The organism is Sorangium sp. So ce394, assembly GCF_051474665.1.
GTDB classification, from domain to species: Bacteria; Myxococcota_A; Polyangia; order Polyangiales; family Polyangiaceae; genus Sorangium; species Sorangium cellulosum_D.
In genome coordinates this window covers 11606884-11629818 of record NZ_CP150339.1, presented here as the reverse complement: position 1 = coordinate 11629818, position 22935 = coordinate 11606884, and the positions used below count along the sequence as shown (strand labels likewise).

The following is a 22935-nucleotide window of genomic DNA, read 5'->3' as shown; positions in this document are numbered from 1 at the left end:
GCGTCACCCCCGCCGCTCGGCGGCGAGCCCGCGTGCTGAGCACGTTGAGACCACCGAGACATCGGCCAGCTCCTCGGTGTCGCCTGGGAAGCAAGGTGGGCACCACGACGACGTCGACGCGGTCCTCGCGAGCGCCCGGCCGCCCGCCGCGCCGGGCCCCGTCGCGCTATTGCGGCCGCCCCTGCGCGATCCAGCTCTCGACGAGCTGGATCTCCTCCGGGCCGAGCGCGGGCAGTCCGAGCGGCATCCCGCGCACCGCCGGATCCGCGCGGCCGGCCTCCTCCGCTTGCCGCGCCGCGAGCGCGGCGACGAGGCGCGGCACGCCGTCCGGCCCGCGGGCGAAGACGCTCCGCCGCTCGCCCTGATCGTCGACGTAGCCCGCCGCGATCCCCTCGTACGTCGCGAGGTTCAGCCCGCGCGGCTTGAACCCGAAGCCGCCCGTGTTCCCGGGCCCGCCGTCGCCGAGCGCGTAATCGGGCTCGGAGTGGCAGTGCCTGCACGTGACGCGAAACACCCTGCGGTCCACCTCGGCGTAGGTCACCCGGCGCGAGAGCAGCGGCAGCCGCTCGGGCGCGCTCGCCGGCGCCGGCGGCGAGAGCGCCGTGGTCGCGACGAAGGCCGCGATGTCCCGCGCCTCGGCGGGCGACATCGGCACCTGGGGCATCGGCGTGCCTGGCTTGATCGCCCCGGGATCGAGCACCCACGCGGCGAGATCCGCGGGCTCCATCCGGTCGCGCGCGTGCCGCAGATCCGGCGCCAGGGCGACCGCGGCGCGCGTCTCCTTCTCCATCGCCCTCACCGGCGCGACCGCCGTCAGCCCGGCCGCCCCGGTGAAGGCGTGGCAGGTGCCGCACCCCTTGGCCTCGTAGAGCTCGCGCCCCCGGGCCGCGCTCGCGCCGCCGAGCGCCTCGCGCGGCCGCTCGCGGCGATCGCGCGTGAGGTAGGCCGCGATGTCGCTCGCCTGCTCGGGCCCGATCGCGAGCCGCGGCATGGTCGCGTGCAGGCGCGGGCGCAGGTCGTGCGGCGCGAGCAAAAACCCGCGGATCCAGTCGCGCCGGAGCCGGTCGCCGGCGGCGGCGAGCGACGGGACGTCGCGCAGCTGCACCAGGTTCTCGTTCCACCGCTTCATCGCCGCGGCAGGCGCCTGGAACCGCCCCGCCGCGATGTCCTGGTGGCACTGGACGCAGTGCGCGTCGCGCGGCGCGGGCGCCAGCCCGGTCCCGTCGTGGCAGCGGTTGCACTGGAGCTCGGCGACGAGCCGCTGCCCGCGCGCCGGATCGCCGGCCGCCGCCGCGACGACGGCGGGCTGCGCGGCGGCGGCGGCCGGGGCGGAGGCGGCGGCCTCCGCGGCGCCGCCGCCCGCGGAGAGGGGCGCGGCGGGCTCGGGCCCCCGCGCGTCCTCGGAGGTGCACGCGGCGGCGCTCGAGGCGAGCGCGGCCAGCGCGGCGAGCAGCGGACGGGCGCGCATCGGCGTCAGCTCTGCGGGCGCGGGTCGATCGCGCGGCTCGTCCGGCACAGGGCCGCGTCCTTCGCCATCGCCTCGCAGCGGCTCGCCGCGGCGTCGTGCCCCGCGGCGTCCCCCGACAGCGCGCGCAGCCGCGCCAGCGCCGCGTACGCCTCGGGGCTCGCCAGGAGGTCCTTCTCCGCCAGGCCGCCGAGCAGCTGCAGCGCCTCGCCGCGGTGCTCCGGCGACCGGGCGAGCGCCTCGCCGAGGTCGGTCTGCAGCGCGGGATCGCCCTTTCGGTGCTCGTTCAGCCGGCGCAGCGCGCGGATCGACCAGTCGACGTTCGCCTTGCGCTCCTCGGCCGACGCCCCGCCCCACGTCTCGAGCAGCTCGCGCGGCACCTCCGGCCGGACGTCGAGCGCGCCGCCCGCGCGCGCGGTGGCCACCGCGAGGACGCGGAAAGCCCGGTTGAGCAGCGGATCCTTGTCGTGGGAGATCCGCCGGATCTCGGGGAACATGCGGATCACGCTCCCGGCGGCCGCGGTGATCCGGCCGTCGCGCAGGGCCTGCTCGGCCTGAGCGACCCCCATCACGCGGTGATCGATCGCGGGCAGGATCTCCACACCACCGCAGGCGGCCGCGTCCCCCGAAGGAACCAGGGCGGACGCGACGAGAGCACAAACAAGCGTGAGTCGAACGGCGGGACCATTCATGGGAAGGACCTCCTCGGGCAGGCTGCGCCGGCGCGCCCCGTCGCTCATCGGGCGCTGCCGATCGACTGTGACAACGCCTCAGAAAAAAAAGTTGCTCCGCGATCGCGACACCTTCGCCGCGCGAACGCTCAGCCCGGCTGCCCGATGTAAGCAAAGGTGGGCGGATGCGAACGCTGGGTTGCCTTGGTGCGCTGCCCGGTGTCCAATGCGGGCCTTCCAAGGAGATCCGGCATGTTGAAGAAGCGGCGCCTCGCGATCGCGGTCCTGCTGGCCCTCGCCAGCGCGCTCCCGGCGTGCACCCGCAACAAGAAGGCGGACTGCGCGAGCCCCGAGGTGTTCTGCGTGGGCCTCGTGACGGACATGGGCAAGATCGACGACAAGTCGTTCAACCAGTCGGCCTGGGAGGCGATCCAGCGGGCGCAGAAGGAGCTCGGCGCCACGACGCAGTACATCGAGACGACGGATCCCAAGGATTACCCCAAGAACATCGCGACCTTCGCCGAGGAGCAGTACGACGTGGTCGTCACGTCGGGCTTCGGGCTCACCGAGGCGACGCACGCCGCGGCCGATCGGTTCAAGGGCGTCAAGTTCATCGGCATCGACCAGTTTCAGGCCGCGACCAAGCCGAACGTGGTGGGGCTGGTCTTCCCCGAGGATCACGGCGGCTTCCTCGTCGGCGCGCTGGCCGCGATGATGACCAAGACCGGCAAGATCGGCGCCGTGCTCGCCACCGACGCCGTCCCGCCCGTCTACCGCTTCGGCGAGGGCTTCCGCGCCGGGGCGCGCCACGTCAAGCCGGATATCGAGCTCAGCGTCGTTTACCACAACGACGTTGGCTTCGATAAGACGTTCACCGATCCCGAGTGGGGGAAGACGACCGCCGTCTCGATGATCGACAAGGGCGTCGACATCGTCTTCGGCGGCGGCGGCAAGACGGGCAACGGCGCGCTGCTCGGCGCGGCCACGAAGGGCGTCTACGCGATCGGCGTCGACACCGACCAGTACTACACGGTGCCCGAGGCCCAGAAGGTGCTGCTCTCCAGCGCCGTCAAGCTCATCACCGAGGGCGCCTTCGACCTCATCAAGATGGCCAAGGAAGGCAACCTGCCGTCCGGGAACTTCCAGGGCAAATCGGGGTATGCGCCGTATCACGATCTCGACGGCAAGGTCCCGGCCGAGGTGAAGGCGAAGATGGAGGAGCTCCGCAAAGGGCTCCTCGACGGGACGCTCAAGACGACGGTGCCGCCCGCCAAGGACGCCAAGTAAAGCCGTGATCGCCCCAGGCTCCCGCGGATGCGACAGAAGCTGATCCGGCTCTTCGAGCCGCTGCTCCTGCCGGCCCTCTCGGTGTTCACCGCGATGGTCCTGGGCGGCGTCCTCATCGCCCTGGCCGGGGGCAACCCGCTCGAGGCGTACGCGGGCCTGCTCGAGGGCGCGTTCGGGTCGCCGCGGGCGGTCAGCGAGACGCTCGTGTGGGCGACGCCGTACATCCTGGCCGGCCTGTCGGTCTCGCTGGCCTTCAAGGGGGGGCTGTTCAACATCGGGGCCGAGGGGCAGCTCGCGCTCGGCGCGCTGTCCGCGGCGTGGGCCGGCCACTGGCTGCCGCGGCTCGTGGGCGGCGGCCTGCCCGCGGCGCTGCACGTGCCCCTGACGCTGCTCCTCGGCGCGCTCGCCGGCGGGCTGTGGGCCGCGGTGCCCGGGTGGATCAAGGCGCGCGCCGGCGGACACGAGGTGATCAGCACGATCATGCTCAACTACGTCGCCCTCAACGCGGTGAGCTTCCTCTTGAACGGCCCCATGAAGGATCCCGCGGCGTCCAACGTGCTGTCCCGCACGCCCCTCATCGACGAGAGCGCGCGCCTCCCCGAGCTCGTGGAGGGCTACCGGCTGCACTGGGGCTTCCCGCTCGCCCTGCTCGCGGCGGCGCTCGTGGGCTGGGTGCTGCGGCGGACGGCGTTCGGCTTCGAGATCCGCACCGCGGGGCAGAGCCCCGACGCCGCGCGCTACGCCGGCGTGCGCGTGGGCCGCACCGTGATCGTGACCATGGCGCTCTCGGGCGCCCTCGCCGGCGTGGCCGGCGCCATCGAGGTGAGCGCGCTCCACCACCGGCACGAGCTCGGGTTCTCGCAGGGCTACGGCTTCGACGCGATCGCCATCGCCCTCCTCGGCAAGGCGCACCCCGGCGGCACGGTGCTCGCCGCCCTGCTGTTCAGCGCGATGCGCAGCGGCGCGACCCGGATGCAGTACCTCACGCAGATCCCCATCGACGTGATCTCCGTCATCCAGGCGCTGATCCTGCTGTTCGTCGCGGCGGACACCCTGGTCCGCCGCATCTACCGGGTCCGCGGCGAGCGCGAGCGGCTCGTGCTCACGCGCGGGTGGGGCGGCTAGGGGGCGGCGATGGGCCATCGACGCTACGCCTTCATCGCGGTGGTCGTGAGCGTGCTGGTCGGCGTCGTGGCGCTCGTCGGCGCCTCGCAGGTGCCGCCGCTGACGATCGTGGCCAGCATGGCGGCCACGACCCTCGCCGTGGCCACCCCGCTCACCCTGGGGGCGCTCTCCGGCGTCTTCTGCGAGCGGAGCGGGGTCGTGAACCTCGGCATCGAGGGGATGATGCTCGCGGCCGCGTTCTCGGGCTGGTTCGGGTCGATCTACGCGAGCGCGGTCCTCGGCGTCCCGCCGCTGCCGAGCCTGCTGCTCGGCGTCGCGATCGCGGTCGCGACCGGCGCGCTCCTCGGCCTCCTGCTCGCCGTGCTGGCGGTGACCTTCTCCGTGGACCAGATCCTCGCGGGGACGGTGATCAACTTGCTGGCCGTGGGGCTCACCGGCTTCTTCAACCGGCAGCTCTTCTTCGGGCCCGGGAGCTCGTTCGGCGGCCAGGTGCCGCACGCGCCCGGCGTCCTGCCGCGCCTGCACGTCCCGCTCCTCGCGGACGCCCCGATCGTGGGCCCCGTGTTCGAGCAGCAGCCGATCGCCGTCGCCGCCGTCGCGCTGGTCGGGGTGACGCACCTCGTGCTGTTCCGCACGCGGTGGGGCCTGCGCGCGCGCGCCGTGGGCGAGCACCCGCGCGCCGCCGCCACGGTCGGGATCGACGTGGCCCGCGTGCGCTACGTCAACGTCGTGATCGGCGGCGCGATCGCGGGGCTCGGCGGGGCGTACTTCACCCTGGAGTCGGTGCCGTCCTTCGAGCCGATGATGACGAACGGGCGCGGCTTCATCGCCCTCGCGGCGATGATCTTCGGCGACTGGACGCCCTTCGGCGCGTGGGCCGCGGCGCTCGTCTTCGGCGCGGCGCAGGCGTTCCAGATCAACCTCCAGCTCTTCCGCGACCAGATCCCGCCGTCGTGGTCGTTCCTGCAGCAATCGTCGGTCGTCGGGCTCGTGCCGTACCTCCTGACGCTGCTCATCCTCACCGGCGTCATCGGCAAGACCACGCCCCCGGCCGCCGACGGCCAGCCCTACGATCCGGAGGGCCGGCGGTGACGGCCGTCCTGGAGGCCCGGGGGATCACCAAGCGGTTCTCCGGCGTCGTGGCGAACGACGGGGTCGATCTCGACCTCCGCGAGGGCGAGATCCACGCCCTGCTCGGGGAGAACGGGGCCGGCAAATCGACCCTGATGAACATCCTTTACGGGCTGTTGCGCCCCGACGAGGGCGAGCTCCGCCGCGGCGGGCGCCCCGTCTCGCTGCGGTCGCCGAGCGACGCGATCGCGCTCGGGATCGGCATGGTGCACCAGCACTTCATGCTCATCCCGGTGTTCACGGTCGCCGAGAACGTCGTGCTCGGCGCCGAGCTCGTGCGCGGCGGCCTGCTCGACCGCCGGCGCGCGAGCGCCGAGGTCCGCGCGCTCTCGGCGCGCCACGGGCTCGACGTCGACCCCGACGCCCGCGTCGAGGACCTCCCGGTCGGCGTGCAGCAGCGCGTGGAGATCCTCAAGGCGCTCTACCGCAAGGCGGAGATCCTGATCCTCGACGAGCCCACGGCCGTGCTCACGCCGCAGGAGGCGGACGAGCTGTTCCGCGTGCTGCGGGGGCTGACGGCGCGGGGGGTCTCGGTCCTGTTCATCACGCACAAGCTCCGGGAGGTGCTCGCGGTCGCGGACCGGGTGACGGTGATGCGCGCCGGCAAGGTGGTGGGCGCCGCGATCCCGGCCGAGACCGACGAGCGCGGCCTGGCGGCGACGATGGTCGGCCGCGAGGTGGCGCTCCAGGTGAGCAAGGCCCCGGCGAGCCCCGGGGCGGTCGTGCTCGAGGTCGAGCGCCTCGGCGTCGCGGGCCGGCGCGGGGCGGGCGCCGACGTGGTCCGCGAGGTGAGCTTCTCGGTGCGCGCCGGCGAGATCCTCGGGATCGCCGGCGTGCAGGGCAACGGCCAGACCGAGCTCGTCGAGGCGGTCACCGGCCTCACGCCGCCGCGCGCCGGGCGCGTGCTCCTCCGGGGCCGCGACGTCACCGGCGCGTCGCCGCGCGACCTCATCGAGCGCGGCGTCTCGCACGTGCCCGAGGACCGCCAGCGCCACGGGCTCGTGCTCTCGTACGCGATCGCGGACAACCTCGTGCTCTGCACGTACCACAAGCCCCCGTTCGCCGCGCGCGGCGTGCTCCGCGACGACGCCCGCGAGGAGAACGCGCGGCGATTGATAAAGACCTTTGACATACGCGCGCCCGGCCCGGGGACGCCGGTCTCGGCGCTCTCGGGCGGCAACCAGCAGAAGGTGATCCTCGCCCGCGAGATGAGCCGCCCCGTGGAGCTGCTCGTGGCGAGCCAGCCGACGCGCGGCGTGGACGTGGGCTCGATCGAGCACATCCACCGCGAGATCGTGGCGGCGCGCGACGCGGGGGCGGCGGTGCTGCTCGTGTCGGCGGAGCTCGACGAGATCCTCGCGCTGTCGGACCGGATCGCGGTGATGTACCGGGGCGGGATCGTGGCGACGCGGGACGCGGGCGCGGTCTCGCGGACGGAGCTCGGGATGCTGATGGCCGGGGCGCTCCCCGGCGAGGCGGCGCCGGCGCGCGATGGCGAGGCGGCGCCGGCGCGGGACGTCGGCGAGGCGGGCGAGGCGGGGGCATGAGGGGGCTCGGCGCAGTGGCCGCGGCTGCGGTCCTCGCGGCGGCGGCCGCGGCCCTGTTCGCGCCGCCGTCCGCGGCCGCCCCGACGCTGGAGCAGTACCGGTATTTCCGCGCGCTCTCCCTCGATCTGAAGGGTCGGCTCCCGACGCGCGAGGAGCTCGCGGAGATGGAGTCGCCGGGCTTCGACCGCGACGCCTGGATCGAGCGCCACCTCGACGGCCCGGGGTACGTCGAGCGGCTGACGCGCATTTACATGGATGTCCTGCGGCTGGAGCTCGGCCCGGTGGGGCTGTTCGCGCCGCCGGAGACGACGCTCCGGAGGGCCGAGGTGCTCGGCCCGGACGGCAAGCCGCTCTACGTCTACTTCCGCTACAACCAGCGCCGCCTGAACCCGGTGATCGACGGCGAGTTCTGCTTCTCCGAGGCCGAGAGCGGGCTCCGCGGGAGCTTTCATGCGCTGACGGGGACGCCCAAAGCGATCTCCCAGAAGCTCCTCGACGAGCGGACCACGGTGGTGCGCCCGTTCTGGCTTTACCGCGATTACCTCTCGATCTCGCCGACGCAGCGCTACGGCGCCGGGTGGAAGGACCCGGACAGCGCCTATGTCCCGCTGCCGCAGCTCCTGGTCGAGCCCGACGGCAAGACGCCGGCGGTCGAGGTCCGGGTCTGCAAGGAAGAGGCGCAGACCGCCGAGGTCGGCCGCATCCATGCGAGCGGCATTCCCCCGTTGCCCAAGGGGGCTCCGCTGCCCGCGGGGCGCGTTCGCCCGCCGATGCCCGAGGATCGCTATGCCATGGAGCACCGGGGTGAGCCGATCTCGTGCCGGAGCGCGCTCGCCTTCGCGATGAGCGTCGATTGCGGCTGCGGCATCGGCCTCGAGCATTGCTTGCCGGGCGACAACTCCGGCAGGGATCCTCGCGCGTTCGCGCTGCCCGCCCACGTCCCGCTCGGCATCGAGAGCCCGATCGGCTCGGCGCCGCGCACGATCTCCGGCTGGAACAAGTTCTGGTGGTCGCAGGAGGCGATTCACCTGATGCAGCACGTCTTCCGGGCCGACCGCGATTTCCGGGAGATCCTCACCGGGCGTTACACGTTCATCAACGGTCCGCTCGCGCAGTTTTATCGATCGAGCGCGCCCGCGGCGTGCTGCTCGCTGCACAAGTCCTTCGGGATGCGCGAGGACGAGGCGCCGCTGTTCTTGCCGGGCGCGGTGCCGCCGGTCGTCGCGCCGCACGACGTCTCGGAGTGGACGTACATCCCCGATCGCGGGCCGCGCGCGGCGGGGATCGTCACGACGCCGGTGTTCCTGACGAAGTACTCCTCGCGCCGCGCGCGCGCGGCGGCGCTCTACAGCGCGTTCTTGTGCAAGAGCTTCGCGGCCGAGCACGCGGAGCTCCCGCCGTCGGACGAGCCCGATCTCATGGTCCGGCCGGGCTGCTCCAGCTGTCATGCGACGCTGGAGCCGCTCGCCGCGTATTTCACGCGGGTCGAGGAGACGACGTGGACCTATCTGCCCGCCTCGCGATTTCCGATCGAGAACCCGGTGTGCAAGCTGGACGCGGAGGGCAAGACGGGCGGATCGTGCCGGCGCTTCTACGATCCTGATTTCTCGAGCAAGGAGCGCGGCGTGCTCCGGGGCGCGTATGCCTCGCCGGATCACGCCGACCGCGGCCCGGCCGGCGCCGCGGCCGAGCTCACGCGCATGCCGGAGTTCGCGTCGTGCGCGGTCGCGCGCGTCACCGAGTCGTTCCTCGGGCGGCCGCTGCGCGACGAGGACGAGGCCCTGCTCCGCGCGCTGCGGGAGCGGTTCGTGTCGCGCGGCTACCGGATGCGGCCCTTGGTCGAGGCGATCGTGCGGTCGCCGGCCTACGCGCGCGCGAGCAACGTGCGGCCAGCGCTGGAGCGCGGCGGCGGGGGCGCGCGGTGATGCGCGGCGGGGTGAGGGCCTTCGCCCTTGCCGGGATGGCCGCGGTGGCGGGCGCGTGCGCCCCGCCGGAGGCGGTGGCGCCGCGGCCCGCGGCGCAGCTCCGGGAGACGGGGCGGGTCGCGCAGAGCCGGACGCCGAAGCAGGATCTGCGGCTCATCCCGGCCGAGGCGTACCTGAGGACGTATCTCCGGCTCTTCGGCGGCCTCTCGCCGGCCGAGGTCGAGCGGCGCGCGCGGGGGGACGACAAGGCGGCGCTCTTCGACGCCTGGGAGGACTACCTCACGGCGCTCGGGCTCCCCGATCACGGCCTGGATCTCCCGCGCGGCACGCAGACCAACGCGCTCATGATGGCGGCGTTCGAGCGGCTCGGGATCGCGCTGTGCGACCGCGCCCTGGAGCACGACCTCAAGGCGAGCGCGCCGGTGCCGATCGAGCGCCGGCTGATCTTCGCCTTCGATCTCCCGGCGGAGGACCTCGACGCGGCGGCGTTCGCGCCGCGGTTCGACGTGCTGCACCGGACGTTCCTGAGCTACCCGGCGCGCCTCGCGCCGCCGGACCGGGAGGCGAAGTTCTTCGCGCTCTACCGGGGCACGGTCGCGCGGCACCGCGCGAAGGGCGCGCCGAAGTCGCGGTTCTCGCCGGGCGAGGCGGGGTGGGCGGCGGTGTGCTACGGGCTGGTGAGGCACCCGGAGTTTCACCTGTATTAGAGCGGTTTCGGCTGGGATTGGTACACCGGCTCTCGCCTTCATCCCCCGTCTTCCGTCTTCGTCCCCCGTCTTCCGTGCTCGTCCTTCGTGCGCGTGCGCGTGCGCGTGCGCGATTCCCCGGAGTCAGCGCGCACGCGCACGTGCACGAGAGACGGAAGAGGGAGGATGGAAGACGGAGGACGAGCACGGAAGACGAAGAACGTCTGCATGGAACCCGCGCAAAAACCGCTCTGGAGGGCTGCTGGCGTGACCACCTTGTTCTTCACGAAGCCGTTGCGCGTGGTCACCCTGATGAAGCAGCCGTCAATGATGTCCCAGCGCACCTTCGGGCTCGCCAGCCGTCCAGTACCGGCAGGCAGCGTATCCAGCAGCTCCGGGAAGGTGTCCAGCAGCGCCGACGAGCGCGTTCAGCAGTCCCGAGGAGCGTACCCAGCAACTCCGGGACGGTGCCCAGCAGCTCCGAGGAGCGCACCCAGCAGCCCCGGGAAGGTGCCCAGCAGCTCCGAGGAGCGCAACCCAGCGTCACCGCCGCAGGCCGCTGGGCTTCCCCTGGGCGATTGCGCTCATCGGGATGCGCGACGTCCGGGACTACAAGGTCACCGCGGGCGACGAGGGCCAGCTCGGCGGCGCCTCGCCGTTCAACGTGAAGGAGGAATCCGTGCTCCTGCGCGACTTCACCCGCGACGAGGTGGCGGGGCTTTACGCGCAGCACACGGCCGCCACCGGGCAGGTCTTCGCGCCCGACGCGGTCGACCTCGCGTTCCAGCTCACCTGCGGGCAGCCCTGGCTGGTGAACGCGCTGGCCCGCGAGATGGTGGACGAGCACGTGCCCGACCGCAGCGTGACGCTCGTGCCCGCGCACGTGCGCGCCGCCCGCGATGCCATCGTCCTCCGGCAGGACACACACCTCGACAGCCTCGCAAAGCGCCTGCGGGACGACCAGGTGCGCGCGGTAATTGAGTCCATCACCACCGGCTCGTCGCTGGGCGCGGTTCCGGACGGTGACCAGCGGTACGCGATGGACCTAGGGCTCGTACACCAAGCGGAGGGCGGTGTGCTGGAGATCGCCAACCCTATCTATCGAGAGATCTTCCAGGGCCGTCTGTCCGCAACCGCGGTTGCCTGTCGCGCTATCGACAGATGGCGCGAGGAGAACGCCAGTCGCCTATTTTTGGGGGACGAGCTCGATGCCGCGCTGAGCGCGGAGCGCGGAGCGCGACAGCTGGGAAGAGCCGTGAGCCGAAGCAGGATCGCTGTCAGGATCATCGGCTGATCCCCGCCGCCTCGCGCACGGCCACCTGCTTGCCGTTGAACGCCACCGCGAGCGCGTGCACCGGAGATGCGCCAGCGGCCCGGAGCTCGGCCGTGTAATCCCTGCGGGCGATCTGCGCTATTCCCTCGTCGAGCGCCTGCTCCAGCGTCTGGCCGCCCCGCGCCACCTTCATCTCCAGCACGACCCCGGGCTTGCCCGGCTGCCGGGGCCGCACCAGCACATCGGGCCTCCCCTCGCCAGACTCGCGGTTCGACCGCACCTCGTAGTCTGGTTCGAGCGTGGCGAGCAGGCCCGCGACGAACCCGTGATAGACCTCTTCCGGACCGAGGCGGCGCGCCTCGTGGTACGAGAGCACGTTCGTCACGAACGCCCGGAGCTGCTCCTCGAACGTGGCCGCATCGCCGCCCAGCAGCGCCCGTACCAGCCGGCGCGAGCTCGCGCCTTGCCCGGACAGCCGCTCCGCCATCCAGTCGCGGAAGGTGCTGGTATACACCTCGCGCACCTCCTCGTTCGGGATCGACAATCGATAGGACGGCACATGGGTCGTTCCGGCTTCGGTCGCCTCTGCGCGAAGGTACCCCGAGAATACGAGCAGGGCAAAGAGCGCTCGCGGGCTGCCCGGCAGCTGGTCCAGGGCCACGTTCTCATCGAGCCGCTGCTCGATCGCGCCCCCCTCGAGCAAGACAGCGATGTCGTCCTCGACGTCCAGCGCGTGAAACACCAAGAGATCCCGGATGAGCTCGTTCGCGCTGGTGGACACCCAGTAGCTGCGCGTGCGCCTGTCGTCGCTGGCGAGGAAGCTCAGCACGGACCACGGATTGTAAACCACGGTCTCGCCGAACACATACCCGTTGTAGGCCCGGCGCACGCTCTCGAGCCGATCGAGCGCATCCCCGTCCGTGAGGAGCGCGAGCACCTCGGGCTCGGTGAAGCCGAAGCAGGTGGAGAACTCCGTGCGGAGGAGCGAGTAGACCCCGATGTTGTTGAGGCCAGAGAAGATGCTCTCCCTCGCCACGCGCAGGATGCCCGTGAGGACCGCCCTGGCGAGGTGGGGATTGTCCTTGATCCCGCCGGTCAGGAAGGCACGGAAGAAGTCGAGGACCTCGCGGGCGTAGCCCCCGACGAACCCAGCGTGGATGGGCTCGTCGTACTCATCGATGAGGATGACGACCTTCTCGCCGTAGGCGCGGTGCAGGTACGCGGACAGGTCGCAGAGCGCTCCCGGTAGAGCACCTCGTCCGCCGTGCCGTCGAGGATCGCACGGTAGTCGCGCGCCTCCCGCTCGCTGAGCGCGCCCGCGTCGAGCAGCGCCCGGTGCTCGTCGAACAGCGCCTCGATCTTCTTCTGGATGGCCTTCCAGCACGCCTCGAAGATCGGCGCCGTGACGTCCCGGAAGGTCATGAACACGACCGGATAGCGCTGGAAGTGCGCCCGGTACGCCTCGCCCGCGCGCCAGATCGAAAGGCCCTCGAAGAGGTGCGACAGGTCCTCGTCGCGGCGCTCGAAGAAGTACCGGAGCATCGACAGGTTCAGGGTCTTGCCGAACCGGCGCGGCCGCGGGAGCAGGAGCCCGAGGAGCCCCGGGCGATCGAGCAGCTCCTGGATGAGGTGCGTCTTGTCGACATAGACGAGCCCGCGCTCGCGCAGAGCGCGGAAATCGGAGACGCCGATGGGGATGTGCTGGATCATGGGAACGCTCGACGCGCCGGCATCCGGAGCATGGAGAAGCGCGCGCAGGGGAGCAAGCGACCAGCTCGGACCGGAGACCGCCGCGCAGCGCGCGCGGCGATCGCGCGCTGGCGTCCCGACGCTCCCCGGCGGCCCCGAGCGGCCCCGCGCTCGCTTGCACGCCGCCATCCCCGAGCGCAAACTGCGCTCGCGATGGCCCATGGTCTCCCGCGCCGCGCGCTGCTCCAGGCCGCCGCGGGCGCGGCGCTCTCCGGCCTCCTCGGCCTGCCGGCGCGCGCGCTCGCCGCGCAAGGCAAGGCGGCGGAGGGCGAGTTCTTCCTCTTCATCCACGCGTCCGGCGGCTGGGACGTGACGCTCTGGGCCGACCCGCGGAACGAGAGCAGGGGGCTCGTGACCCCGGCGACGACCGACAACACCGACACGGCGCCGCTCCGCCTCTGGGTCGACGCGCCCGCGGCCGGCGGCGCGAAGAGCTTCGCACCCGTCACGCCGAAGGGCTCGAGCCTCGCGTTCGGCCCGGGCATCGGCGCCCTCGCGGACCTCCACGACCGGCTGTGCATCGTCAACGGCCTGGCGATGAACACCGTGAGCCACCCCGACGGCACCGCCTTCGCGACCACCGGGCGACACCTGAGCGGCGGCCGCGTCATGGCCTCCAGCCTCGACGCCATCTGCGCCAGCGAGCTCGGCGCCAGCCAGACCTTCCCCGCCGTCTCCGTGCAGTTCCCCTCGGCGTTCGTGGGCGACCGCCTCGATCGGCGCGCCGTCCCGCTCACGGTCGGCGACATCGGCACGATCAGCCGCTCCCTCGCCCGCGCGCGGCACTACGACACCGACGAGGACCGCGCCGCGGTGACCGCGCTCCTCTCCGAGGAGGCCAGGTCCCTCGCCGCGCGATCGCGCTACACCGAGGCCCTGAACGGGTTCGCGATCCAGTCGGAAGCGCTGGGCAGGATGCTGAACGCCGGGCTCCAGGACGTGTTCTCCAGGGGCAAGCTCATCCAGGCGCACCCGGAGCTCGACCACAAGGCCCGCTTCGCCAGGCAGGCGGCCGTCAACGCGGCGTTCGCGATCGAGGCCATGCGGCGGAACGTGGTCCGCTGCGTGAGCTTCGCGAGCGACGGGTTCGACACGCACACGAGCAACTACCGCCAGCACGCGGCCACGCAGCAGGAGCTCTTCGACCTGATCGCCGCCCTCCTCGGCTCGCTCGACAAGACCCCGCACCCGACCCGGGCCGGCAAGAAGCTCTCGGATCACACGCACATCCTCGTGACGAGCGACTTCTGCCGCACGCCGCAGCTCAACACGGCGATGGGCCGCGACCACTACCCCAACAACTCGGCGATGGTGATCTCCCCCCGCTTCCGCGGGGGCATCTCGTTCGGCAAGACCGACCCGGAGCAGCTCCTGCCGGCCCCGGCCAAGACGTTCCAGGGCGGGCCTCGGCCGATCGCCCCGCCGGATCTGCTCGCCACCTTCCTGTTCGCCTTCGGCATCCCCCCGCTCGAGCACCTGCGCGACGGCGAGGTGGTGCCGGAGCTGCTCCGGCGGTCGTGACGCCCCTGCGCCGAGCGGCGCCCCTCGCCGCGCTCGCGCCCGCCCGCCTCGCCGCGCCCGCCCGCCTCGCCGCGCGCGCCTGCCTCGCCGCGCTCGCGCGCCTCACCGCGCTCGCGCTCGCCTGCCTTGCCGTGCTCGCGCTCGCCGGCTGCGCCTCGCGGGCCGCGCCCCCGCGCCCGCCGCTCGCCGTGCGCCCGGTCGCCTGGCCCGCGCCGGGGGAGCTCGGTCCGGTCCGCGCGGTCGCCGACGATGGCGACCGCGTCGTCCTGTTCCACGACGGCGCCGCGGCGGTCTTCGTGAACGGCGCGCTCGCCCGGGTGGAGCGCGCCCCCCATCGCTGGGTGAGCGCCGCGGTGGTGCCCGCGCCCGACGGCTACGGCACGTGGATCGTCGGCGCCGACGCCGAGGGCCGGCTGCTCAGGCTGCCGAGCCGGGGGTCGTTCGAGCCTGTCGCCGACCACTACGGCCTCGAGCGCGCCGCGGTCCGCGCCGCGGCCGGCCTCGGCCTCGGCCTCGGCGGAGGCGCCGCCTTCGCGCTGGACGGCGAGATCGCGGTGGCGGACGGCGAGCGCGTCACGCGCTACGCGACCGGGCCGCTCGCGGCGTTCGCGGCGGGCGGAGGGCGCGTGGCGTTCGCGCTCGGCGGCGACGAGGTCCTCGCCCTCGACGTGACCCCGAGGGCGCTGCGATCGTACCCGCTCGAGGCCGACGGCCCCGCGCCGCTCCTCGCCGTGACGGGCGCGGGCGCGCTGCTCGCGGCGACGCCGGCGGCGCTCTACGCCGAGGATGGCGCCGGCGTGCTGCGCCTCCGGCTGCGGGCGAGCGCGGCGCTCCACGGGCTCGCCGTCTCCGGCGAGCGCGTGTGGTTCGCCGACGGCGGCGAGCTCGGCGTGCTCGACGCGTCGGGCGCGCGCGCGACCCGCGGCGCGCGCCTCCCGGAGGCCGGCCGGCTCATCGGATCGCCGAGCGGCGACGTCTGGCTGCTCGCGGCGGGCGCCCTCCGGCGCTTCGCCGCGGACGACGCCGGCGCCGGGCCCGCCTGGGACGACATCGCGCCGGTGTTCGACCGGGCGTGCGCGCGCTGCCACCGCCCGCGCGGCGAGGGCGGCGTCGACCTCTCGACGCGCGCGGCGTGGGCGTCGCTCCGGGAGGCCATCGCGCGCCGGGTCGTCGAGGAGCGGACCATGCCGCCCCCGGGGCACGCGCTGTCCGAGGCCGATCGCGCGCGGATCCGCGGTTTCGTCGAGCGCCTCGCGCCGCCCGCGCGCCCGTCGGCGCGGCCGTGACGCGCCCGCCCGCGTCGCCGTAGCGCGCGGCTGCAGGCGCGGCGCGCCCGTCTTGCGCTACCCTGGGGCCCCACCGCCAGAGGAGAGCTGCCTGATGATGACGTTCAGCCCTGATCCGCGCCTCGCTGAGCAGCAGATGCACGCCATCATCTATTACCTCACGGGGTTCGGGTACATCGACGGCGAGCTCGATCCGACCGAGAAATCGTTCATCCGCGGCCACATCCAGGAGCTCGTCCAGCAGCGCGCGCGCGACGCCCTCGGCGACGAGGCCCAGGCGAACCAGGACGTCATCGCGCGGTGGACCAAGCACTTCCACGAGGTGTTCTCCGAGATCGACCACCAGATCCAGGGCCTCTTCACCGAGAGCGTCTCCGACGGCGAGGACCCCAAGGACTTCGTCCTCGCGAAGATCAAGCTCCGCTGCTTCGAGCTCCTCGACGGCTTCGACGACGACAACCGCGAGGCGCTGCTCGCCACCGTCGACGGGCTCATGCTCGCCGACGGCGTCATCCACCCGAGCGAGCAGAAGTTCCGCGACGAGCTCTCCGCGCTGCTCGCGCTCGCGGTCGAGATCGACGACCTGGAGATCGAGCCCATCGAGCAGGGCGCGGTGGTGATCGATCCGGCCACGCGCAAGCAGGCGCGCGAGCTCGATCACCCGTTCTTCAAGGCGTTCGAGTGGGACTACGCGACCGATCCGGCCACGTTCGCGGAGCAGGCCAAGGTCGATCTCGACCTGATGCGCCGGTTCGAGGAGAAGCTCGCCGAGCAGCGCGCGCGCGGCGCGGGCCGGCTCGACGGCGCGGCGGACCTCGCGAGCTTCGCCGGGCAGGCGCCGTTCCTCGACGGTCACGTCTACGTCGCCTCGCCCGATCCCGCGCACGAGGTCGAGCTCCTCGTCGTCGGGGATCTGCACGGCTGCTACTCGTGCCTCAAGGCGGCGCTGATGCAGGCGGATTTCTTCGCCAAGCTGCAGGCGTACCGCGAGGACCCGGCGCACAACCCGCGGATCATGCTGGTGTTCCTGGGCGACTACATCGATCGCGGCAGGTTCAGCTACAACGGCATCCTGCGCACGGTGATGCAGCTCTTCCTCGCCGCGCCCGACAACGTCTTCGTCCTGCGCGGCAACCACGAGTACTACGTCGAGCTGAACGGCCGCGTGCTCGCGCCGGTGCGGCCCTCCGAGGCGATGAGCTCGCTCGCGGCCATCGCCCCGAACGAGGTGTTCGCGGCGTACATGCGCCTCTTCGAGGCGCTCCCCAACATGCTGGTCTTCGACCGCATCCTCTTCGTCCACGCGGGCATCCCCCGCGACGACACCCTCGCCGCCCGGTGGCAGTCGGTGTCCTCGCTCAACGACCCCGAGATCCGGTTCCAGATGCTCTGGAGCGACCCGAGCGAGGTCGACGCCATCCCCGCGGAGCTCCAGAAGTCCAACGCCCGCTTCCCCTTCGGCAAGCGGCAGTTCAAGAGCTTCATGCAGAAGCTCGGCTGCACCACGCTGATCCGCGGCCACGAGCGCATCCCGGAGGGCTTCCGCGTGGTCTACGACGACCCTGACGGCGTGCTCCTCACGCTGTTCTCCGCGGGCGGGAGGACGAACGACGACCTGCCGCTGACCAGCAATTACCGCGAGGTCACCCCGATGGCCCTCACCATCCGTTACAAGGGGGGAGTCAGTCAGCTCACGCCCTTCGTGATCGAATACGAGCGGTACAACGACCCGAAGTACAACGCGTTCTTCCGGGAGCAGCTCCCGTCGCTCGAGATCAGCGTCTGACGAGCGAGGCGGCCGCCCGTGACCGGCGCGCCGCGCCTGGCACACCGTGGCCAGGCGCCCCCCTTCGCCCCGGGGCGCGTCAGCCGCGGTCCGAGCGGCCGGCAGCCCACGGCACATCGGTTGCAGCTCCGCCGGCATGCTCCGAACCTCCTCCATCGCGGTCGCTCTTGGCTTGCTCCCCTCCCTGCTGCTCGCGGCAGGTTGCTTCGTCACGGTGAACCAAGGCGACCCGGGCGACGGGGGATTGCCCGCCCTGTGCTCGCTGCCCCAGGAGGTCGGTCCGTGTGAGGCGGCGATCCCGATGTACTGGCACGACCCGGACACGGGCGTGTGCAAGCTGTTCTCGTATGGCGGCTGCGATGGCAACGCGAACCGCTTCGGCTCCTTCGAGGCGTGCCAGGAGGCCTGTCACGGCGGGAGCCCGGACATGGACGCGTGCGAGGCGCCGGGCGACTGCGTCCTCGCGGCCGCGGGCAATTGCCCTCCCTGCGACACCACCGGGGCCGGCTCGCTCGTGGCGGTCAACCGCGCGATGAAGGACGAGTACGACAGGGTGAACCCCGTCTCGAGCGTCGTGTGCGAAGCTTGCCCGGACGTCAGCGAGCCCGAGCGCAGGTTGCAGTACGCCGCCGCCACGTGCGAGAGCGGGCGCTGCGTCGTGCGCGACGTGCGCGAGTCGCCGCTGACGGAGTGCACGGAAGACGCGGAGTGCGCGCTGCGCGACGGCGTCGGCTGCTGCGAGGGGTGCGACGGGACTGGCATCGTCGCGCTGAACCAGAGCGCGGACCTCCGGAGCCTGGTTTGCCCCGCCGACGCGGGCGCGTGCCCTCCGTGCGCGCCCGTCTATCCGGACGGGATGACGGCGGTGTGCTCGGCGGGCCGGTGCCAGCCGCGGCTCCCCGCGGCGCCGTGAGCGACGAGCGCGCCGGCGAGGGGCGCGCCGCGCCTCGATGATGTCGTCGATGATGTCGTCGCGGCGTGCCGCGCCGCCTGGCACGCCGCGGCCTGGCATGCCATCGCATGCGTATGAATACCCTACGATCGATCGCCTTCTCGGGCGGTCGAGGGCGCGCCGGTTGCAATGTCTCTGGATTGCGGCGGCGCTTCTCCCTCGGCCTTGGCTTGCTTACCTCTCTCCTGCTCGCCGCGGGCTGCAGCGGCGCGGACGCGGGCGGCGACGGCGGCGCGGGCGGCGTGGGCGGCGCGGGCGGCGGCGGCCCGGTCGCCGGCAGCGGCAGCGGCAGCGGCGGCGGCGGCCCGGCCACGAGCAGCGGCGCCGGCGGCGAATTGCCGAACCGCTGTTCGCTGCCGCAGGACCCCGGGCCCTGCGACGCGGCGATGCCGCGCTACTGGCACGACCCCAGCTCCGGCGTGTGCGTTCCGTTCACCTATGGCGGTTGCGAGGGCAACGAGAACCGCTTCGAGTCGCTCGAGGCGTGCCAGGAGGCCTGTCAGGGCAACGTCCCGGACATGGCCGCCTGCGCCGCGCCGGGCGATTGCGTCCTCGCCTCGCCGCGCTGCTGCGCCGCCTGCAACCCGAACGACGTCCATGAGTTCGTCGCCGTCCACCGCGACCTGGCGACGGATTTCTGGAACACCCTCGGGTGCGGCGGGGGCGTGGCGTGCGCGCCGTGCCAGGACGTCAGCGAGGCCGAGAGCACCGGCCAGTACTTCGCCGCCGCGTGCGAGGCCGGGCGCTGCGTCGTCGTCGACGTACGCGAATCCCCGCTGACGGAGTGCACGCAAGAGGCGGACTGCGCGCTGCGCGACGGCGTCGGGTGCTGCGAGGAGTGCAGCGGGAAAGGCATCGTCGCCCTCAACCAGAGCGCGGACATCGAGTCCATCGTCTGCCCCGAGGGCTTCGGCGCGTGCCCCCCCTGCGCGCCCGTGTACCCGGAGGGCATGACCGCGGTGTGCCTGGAGGGCAGGTGTCAGCCGAAGCTGTCCTCGCCGTGAACGCCGGCGTCCCCGCCCTGCGCCATCAGGCGCAGCTTCATGCATTGTAGATACGGCTCTCCCCGGTACCCACCACGGCGCCTCCCGCGCGCAGCGCGTCATCAGCGCGCCGGGCATTCGCGCTGAACGAAGTCCAGAAACTGCGCGGGAAATGCCGTTCGCGCGGTCGCCGCGCGTTGACGCTGGACGGCTGCGCCCGATAGCCTGGGGCTTGAAGCTCTTGTAGATTCTTACATCTTCGACCTCTTCACGAAGGGAGCTGCCCGTGAATCGACGCACCCCGAGGATGCTGCTCGTGGCCCTCGCGCTCTCCAGCGCGGCCGCGTGCTCGGGACCGAATGGAGACGGCGGGATCGGCGCGGGAGGTGGCGGGACCGGCGCCGGCGATGGCGGATCCGGCGCCGGCGTCCAGTGCGCGCCGGGCGTCACCGCGCCCGGACCGACCCCGCGCCTGACGCGGTTGACGCACGCGCAATACGACAACTCGATCCGGGATCTCTTCGGCAAGGACATGAAGGCCTCGGCGTCGTTCCTCGCGGATCCGGCGTTCGAGGGGTTCGACAACAACGCGAAGGGGCTCGTCGTGTCCGACCGGCTCGCCCGCGATTACCGGCGCGCCGCCGAGGCCATCGCGGCGGACGTCGTGGTCGACCAGGCCGTGCTCGGCGACATCCTGCCGTGCGCCCCGGAGGGCGACGGCGCCGCGTGCGCCCGGCAGCTCATCCGGGAGCTCGGCAAGCGCGTCTACCGGAGGCCGCTCTCGGCCGAGCAGGAGGCGGCGTACGCCGCGGCCTACGCGCGCGGCGATGGCCTGTTCGAGTCGGGCACGCCGTTCGAGCAGGGCGTCCGCCACGTCATCGAGGCGATGCTCCAGTCGCCGCATTTCCTCTACCGCGTCGAGCTCAGCGAGGAGCTCGACGGTGAGCAGATCATCCCGCTCGACGGCTACGAGGTCGCGACCCGGCTCTCGTACCTGCTCTGGAACAGCCTGCCCGACGACGCGCTCCTCGCGGCGGCGGAGCGCGGCGCGCTGGGCTCGCCCGAGGGGATCGAGGCCGAGGCGCGGCGCATGGTCGACGACCCCAAGGCGGTGAGCGCGCTCGACGACTTCCACCGCCAGTGGCTGCACATGAGCCGTTACGCGGATCTCTCGAAGGATCCGGCGCTCTACGAGGGCTTCGACGCCAGCGTGTCCTCGGCGATGCTGGCCGAGACGCAGGCGTTCATCCGGCACGTCATCCTGGAGATGGAGGGCGACTACCGGACGCTGATGACCGCGCCCGTCGGGTTCGTGAACGACAAGCTCGCCCCGATCTACGGCGTGGAGGGGTCGTTCACGAGCGAGCTCGTCGAGACGCCGCTCGACCCGGCGGCGCGCGCGGGGCTCCTCACGCAGGCCGGCTTCCTCGCCTCGCACGCGTTCGCGCGCGAGACCTCGCCGATCCACCGCGGCGTGTTCATCCAGCGCCAGATCCTCTGCGCGGACCTGCCGGACCCGCCGGCGAACATCAACACGGAGCTGCCGCCCAAGCAGGGCGAGATCCGGACGACGCGGGATCAGGTGGAGGCGCACACGTCGGCGAAGGCGTGCAGCTCGTGCCACGGCGTGATCAACCCGCCGGGCTTCGCGTTCGAGCACTACGACGCGGTCGGGCGGTACCGCGAGGACGAGGGCGGCGAGCCGATCGACGCGACCGGCACGATGACGGTCGGGGAGGCCGAGATCCGCTTCGACGGCGCCGTCGACCTCGTGAAGCAGCTCGCGGAGAGCCCCGTCGCAGAGCGTTGCTATCTGACGAACTGGTACCGTTACGGCAACGCCCGCCAGCTCTCGCGCGAGGACGCGTGCACGATCGACGACCTCGACGCGAAGCTCGGCGCGTCCGGCTACAACATCAAGGAGCTGCTCGTCGCGCTCACCCAGACGAAGACGTTCAGGTATCGCGCTGTGGAAGAGGTGGACCAATGAATCGCAGAACGTTCTTGCGGGGCGCGTGCGGGGTGATGCTCGGCCTGCCGTTCCTCGAGTCGCTGCGCGCTCGCGACGCCAAGGCCGGTCCGGAGGCCGCGCCGCGCCGGTTCATCGCGTTCTTCATGTGCAACGGCGTGAACATGGGCCGGTTCTTCCCGAGCACGCGGTACGGCGCCCTGACGGACGCCTCGTTCGGCGCGGATCGCGCGATAGCGCCGCTCGCCTCGTACCGGGACAAGCTCCTGATCCCGCGGGGCATTCACATGGCGCCGCGCGGCTTCGGGTGGGATCCGAGCGCGGGCGACGATCACGCGAAGGGGATCGGCTGCAAGCTCACGGCGCAGCCGCTCGTCCAGGGCAGCCAGTACGCCGCGGGGATCTCGCTCGATCAGTTCATCGCGAACAAGCTCAACCCGCCGGGCACGCCCGCGCTCACGCTGATGGTCGGGGCGCGGGTCCCCAACGTGCGCGGGCACATCTCGTACACCGGCAGCGAGCAGCCCGTCTCCGGCGAGAACAACCCGTGGCTCGCGTACCAGGACCTGATCGGCGTGACGAACGTCGAGGAGGAGGCGCTCGAGCGGCTGACCAAGCGGCGCCAGAGCGTGCTCGACCTGGTCGGGGCCGAGTACGAGGGCCTGCTCAAGAAGAAGCTCAGCAAGGCGGACCGCGACAAGCTCGAGATGCACTTCCAGACGGTGCGCGACCTCGAGGTGGGCATGGGCAACGCCGGGCTCATCCCGCGCGAGCTCCCGCCGGCGCGGGCCGCGGAGATCGAGGCGGTCGACCCGGCGACGGTGTCGTTCGACGCCGAGTTCAAGAAGATCGGCCGGATGCAGATGGACATCCTCGCGCTGGCGATCGCGACCCGCGCGACGCGCTCGGCGACGCTGCAGTGGGGCGCGGGCGCGTACGGGCCCATCTTCAAGTGGGATGGGATGAACCACGAGTACAACCACCACAAGCTCTCTCACGGCAACACGAGGGACGACGACACCGGGAGCGTCGTGGACGGCTATGAGGAGATGCTCTTCGACATCGATCGCTGGTTCATCGGCGAGTATGTCTATCTGCTCGACCGGCTCGCGGGCTACGACGAGGGCGGGACGTCCGTGCTCGACAGCAGCGCCGTCGTGTTCATGAACGAGCTCTCCAACGGCAAGATCCACGATTTCCGCGATTTGCCGTACATCATCGCGGGGAGCTGCGGCGGCTACTTCAAGACGGGGCAGTACATCAAGGTGACGCGGCAGCAGAACACGCTTCAGGACGAGGACGCGCCTCACAACAAGCTGCTCACGACGCTCGCGAACGCGGTCGGCTGCACCGAGGAGGGCGGCGGGCCGATCGAGAACTTCGGCGCGTTCGGCGAGCCGGGCGAGTTCGACGAGCTCAAGGCCTGATCGGCGCGGCCAGGGCGCGGCGCGCTCACGTTCACGCGCGCCGCGCCGCGTGGCACACGCCCTGCACACGGGCTTCGTCTTCAAAAGGAGCGCTGCCTTTTATGACGAAGCGACCTTCTCGACGGGCATTCGTACAGACCGTGGGCGCGGGC

The 22935-nt window shown here is 72.2% G+C and carries 18 protein-coding genes; 14 read left to right on the top strand and 4 right to left on the bottom strand.

Annotated elements, in window-relative coordinates:
• Positions 1 to 166 precede the first annotated feature (166 nt).
• Positions 167 to 1468 (bottom strand): c-type cytochrome, encoded by a 1302-nt coding sequence (locus WMF33_RS43015; protein WP_437334022.1) that lies wholly within the window; start codon positions 1466 to 1468, stop codon positions 167 to 169.
• A 5-nt stretch (positions 1469 to 1473) separates the two neighbouring features.
• Positions 1474 to 2157: a hypothetical protein gene (locus WMF33_RS43010; RefSeq protein ID WP_437334021.1), complete on the bottom strand. Its 684-nt coding sequence runs from the start codon at positions 2155 to 2157 to the stop codon at positions 1474 to 1476.
• A gap of 231 nt (positions 2158 to 2388) precedes the next feature.
• Between WMF33_RS43010 and WMF33_RS43005 the strand changes: the two genes are divergently transcribed.
• From WMF33_RS43005 to WMF33_RS42975, 7 genes are all read left to right on the top strand, one after another.
• Positions 2389 to 3423, top strand: coding sequence for a BMP family lipoprotein (locus WMF33_RS43005; RefSeq protein WP_437334020.1), 1035 nt, complete (start codon positions 2389 to 2391; stop codon positions 3421 to 3423).
• 27 nt (positions 3424 to 3450) lie between these two features.
• On the top strand, positions 3451 to 4548 hold the full coding sequence (locus tag WMF33_RS43000; RefSeq protein ID WP_437334019.1) for an ABC transporter permease: 1098 nt from the start codon (positions 3451 to 3453) through the stop codon (positions 4546 to 4548).
• 9 nt (positions 4549 to 4557) lie between these two features.
• On the top strand, positions 4558 to 5640 hold the full coding sequence (locus WMF33_RS42995) for an ABC transporter permease (protein ID WP_061621958.1): 1083 nt from the start codon (positions 4558 to 4560) through the stop codon (positions 5638 to 5640).
• Complete coding sequence (locus WMF33_RS42990; RefSeq protein ID WP_437334018.1) at positions 5637 to 7226, top strand: ABC transporter ATP-binding protein; 1590 nt, start codon at positions 5637 to 5639, stop codon at positions 7224 to 7226. The genes WMF33_RS42995 and WMF33_RS42990 overlap by 4 nt, the downstream gene beginning before the upstream one ends.
• A complete protein-coding gene (locus WMF33_RS42985; RefSeq protein ID WP_437334017.1) occupies positions 7223 to 9151 on the top strand; it encodes a DUF1585 domain-containing protein in 1929 nt (642 codons plus the stop codon). The genes WMF33_RS42990 and WMF33_RS42985 overlap by 4 nt, the downstream gene beginning before the upstream one ends.
• Positions 9152 to 9162: 11 nt before the next feature.
• The gene (locus tag WMF33_RS42980; RefSeq protein ID WP_437334016.1) at positions 9163 to 9858 is read left to right on the top strand and encodes a hypothetical protein; all 696 of its coding nucleotides are present in this window, start codon (positions 9163 to 9165) and stop codon (positions 9856 to 9858) included.
• A gap of 571 nt (positions 9859 to 10429) precedes the next feature.
• Positions 10430 to 11131: a hypothetical protein gene (locus tag WMF33_RS42975; RefSeq protein WP_437334015.1), complete on the top strand. Its 702-nt coding sequence runs from the start codon at positions 10430 to 10432 to the stop codon at positions 11129 to 11131.
• Here the strand turns inward: WMF33_RS42975 and WMF33_RS42970 are convergent.
• Together WMF33_RS42970 and WMF33_RS42965 are read right to left on the bottom strand one after the other, a co-directional pair.
• Positions 11121 to 12290, bottom strand: a complete 1170-nt coding sequence (locus tag WMF33_RS42970) for a PD-(D/E)XK nuclease domain-containing protein (RefSeq protein ID WP_437339572.1) — start codon at positions 12288 to 12290, stop codon at positions 11121 to 11123. The two genes, WMF33_RS42975 and WMF33_RS42970, sit on opposite strands and share 11 nt — an antisense overlap.
• Entirely contained in the window at positions 12206 to 12820 is a 615-nt protein-coding gene (locus WMF33_RS42965; protein WP_437334014.1) for an AAA family ATPase, read from the bottom strand. Before WMF33_RS42965 ends, WMF33_RS42970 begins: the two co-directional genes overlap by 85 nt.
• Before the next feature lie 192 nt (positions 12821 to 13012).
• On the opposite strand from WMF33_RS42965, the gene WMF33_RS42960 reads away from it, so the two are divergent.
• The 7 genes from WMF33_RS42960 (at position 13013) to WMF33_RS42930 (ending at position 22783) form a co-directional block, all read left to right on the top strand.
• Positions 13013 to 14380 carry a DUF1501 domain-containing protein gene (locus tag WMF33_RS42960; protein WP_437334013.1) on the top strand — a complete coding sequence of 456 codons (1368 nt, stop codon included), beginning with the start codon at positions 13013 to 13015 and terminating at the stop codon, positions 14378 to 14380.
• Positions 14377 to 15666 carry a c-type cytochrome gene (locus WMF33_RS42955; protein ID WP_437334012.1) on the top strand — a complete coding sequence of 430 codons (1290 nt, stop codon included), beginning with the start codon at positions 14377 to 14379 and terminating at the stop codon, positions 15664 to 15666. The genes WMF33_RS42960 and WMF33_RS42955 overlap by 4 nt, the downstream gene beginning before the upstream one ends.
• Before the next feature lie 94 nt (positions 15667 to 15760).
• A complete protein-coding gene (locus tag WMF33_RS42950) occupies positions 15761 to 17452 on the top strand; it encodes a metallophosphoesterase family protein (RefSeq protein WP_437334011.1) in 1692 nt (563 codons plus the stop codon).
• 136 nt (positions 17453 to 17588) lie between these two features.
• Positions 17589 to 18365, top strand: coding sequence for a BPTI/Kunitz domain-containing protein (locus WMF33_RS42945; protein ID WP_437334010.1), 777 nt, complete (start codon positions 17589 to 17591; stop codon positions 18363 to 18365).
• A 209-nt stretch (positions 18366 to 18574) separates the two neighbouring features.
• Entirely contained in the window at positions 18575 to 19408 is an 834-nt protein-coding gene (locus tag WMF33_RS42940; RefSeq protein WP_437334009.1) for a BPTI/Kunitz domain-containing protein, read from the top strand.
• A 265-nt stretch (positions 19409 to 19673) separates the two neighbouring features.
• Positions 19674 to 21377 carry a DUF1592 domain-containing protein gene (locus WMF33_RS42935; protein ID WP_437334008.1) on the top strand — a complete coding sequence of 568 codons (1704 nt, stop codon included), beginning with the start codon at positions 19674 to 19676 and terminating at the stop codon, positions 21375 to 21377.
• The gene (locus tag WMF33_RS42930; protein ID WP_437334007.1) at positions 21374 to 22783 is read left to right on the top strand and encodes a DUF1552 domain-containing protein; all 1410 of its coding nucleotides are present in this window, start codon (positions 21374 to 21376) and stop codon (positions 22781 to 22783) included. Before WMF33_RS42935 ends, WMF33_RS42930 begins: the two co-directional genes overlap by 4 nt.
• The last annotated feature ends 152 nt before the right edge of the window (positions 22784 to 22935 follow it).

Coding starts and splice junctions, on each gene's coding strand:
- WMF33_RS43015 (WP_437334022.1), bottom strand. CDS start 1,468: ATGCGCGCCCGTCCGCTGCTCGCCGCGCTGGCCGCGCTCGCCTCGAGC.
- WMF33_RS43010 (WP_437334021.1), bottom strand. CDS start 2,157: ATGAATGGTCCCGCCGTTCGACTCACGCTTGTTTGTGCTCTCGTCGCG.
- WMF33_RS43005 (WP_437334020.1), top strand. CDS start 2,389: ATGTTGAAGAAGCGGCGCCTCGCGATCGCGGTCCTGCTGGCCCTCGCC.
- WMF33_RS43000 (WP_437334019.1), top strand. CDS start 3,451: ATGCGACAGAAGCTGATCCGGCTCTTCGAGCCGCTGCTCCTGCCGGCC.
- WMF33_RS42995 (WP_061621958.1), top strand. CDS start 4,558: ATGGGCCATCGACGCTACGCCTTCATCGCGGTGGTCGTGAGCGTGCTG.
- WMF33_RS42985 (WP_437334017.1), top strand. CDS start 7,223: ATGAGGGGGCTCGGCGCAGTGGCCGCGGCTGCGGTCCTCGCGGCGGCG.
- WMF33_RS42975 (WP_437334015.1), top strand. CDS start 10,430: ATGCGCGACGTCCGGGACTACAAGGTCACCGCGGGCGACGAGGGCCAG.
- WMF33_RS42965 (WP_437334014.1), bottom strand. CDS start 12,820: ATGATCCAGCACATCCCCATCGGCGTCTCCGATTTCCGCGCTCTGCGC.
- WMF33_RS42960 (WP_437334013.1), top strand. CDS start 13,013: ATGGCCCATGGTCTCCCGCGCCGCGCGCTGCTCCAGGCCGCCGCGGGC.
- WMF33_RS42950 (WP_437334011.1), top strand. CDS start 15,761: ATGATGACGTTCAGCCCTGATCCGCGCCTCGCTGAGCAGCAGATGCAC.
- WMF33_RS42945 (WP_437334010.1), top strand. CDS start 17,589: ATGCTCCGAACCTCCTCCATCGCGGTCGCTCTTGGCTTGCTCCCCTCC.
- WMF33_RS42930 (WP_437334007.1), top strand. CDS start 21,374: ATGAATCGCAGAACGTTCTTGCGGGGCGCGTGCGGGGTGATGCTCGGC.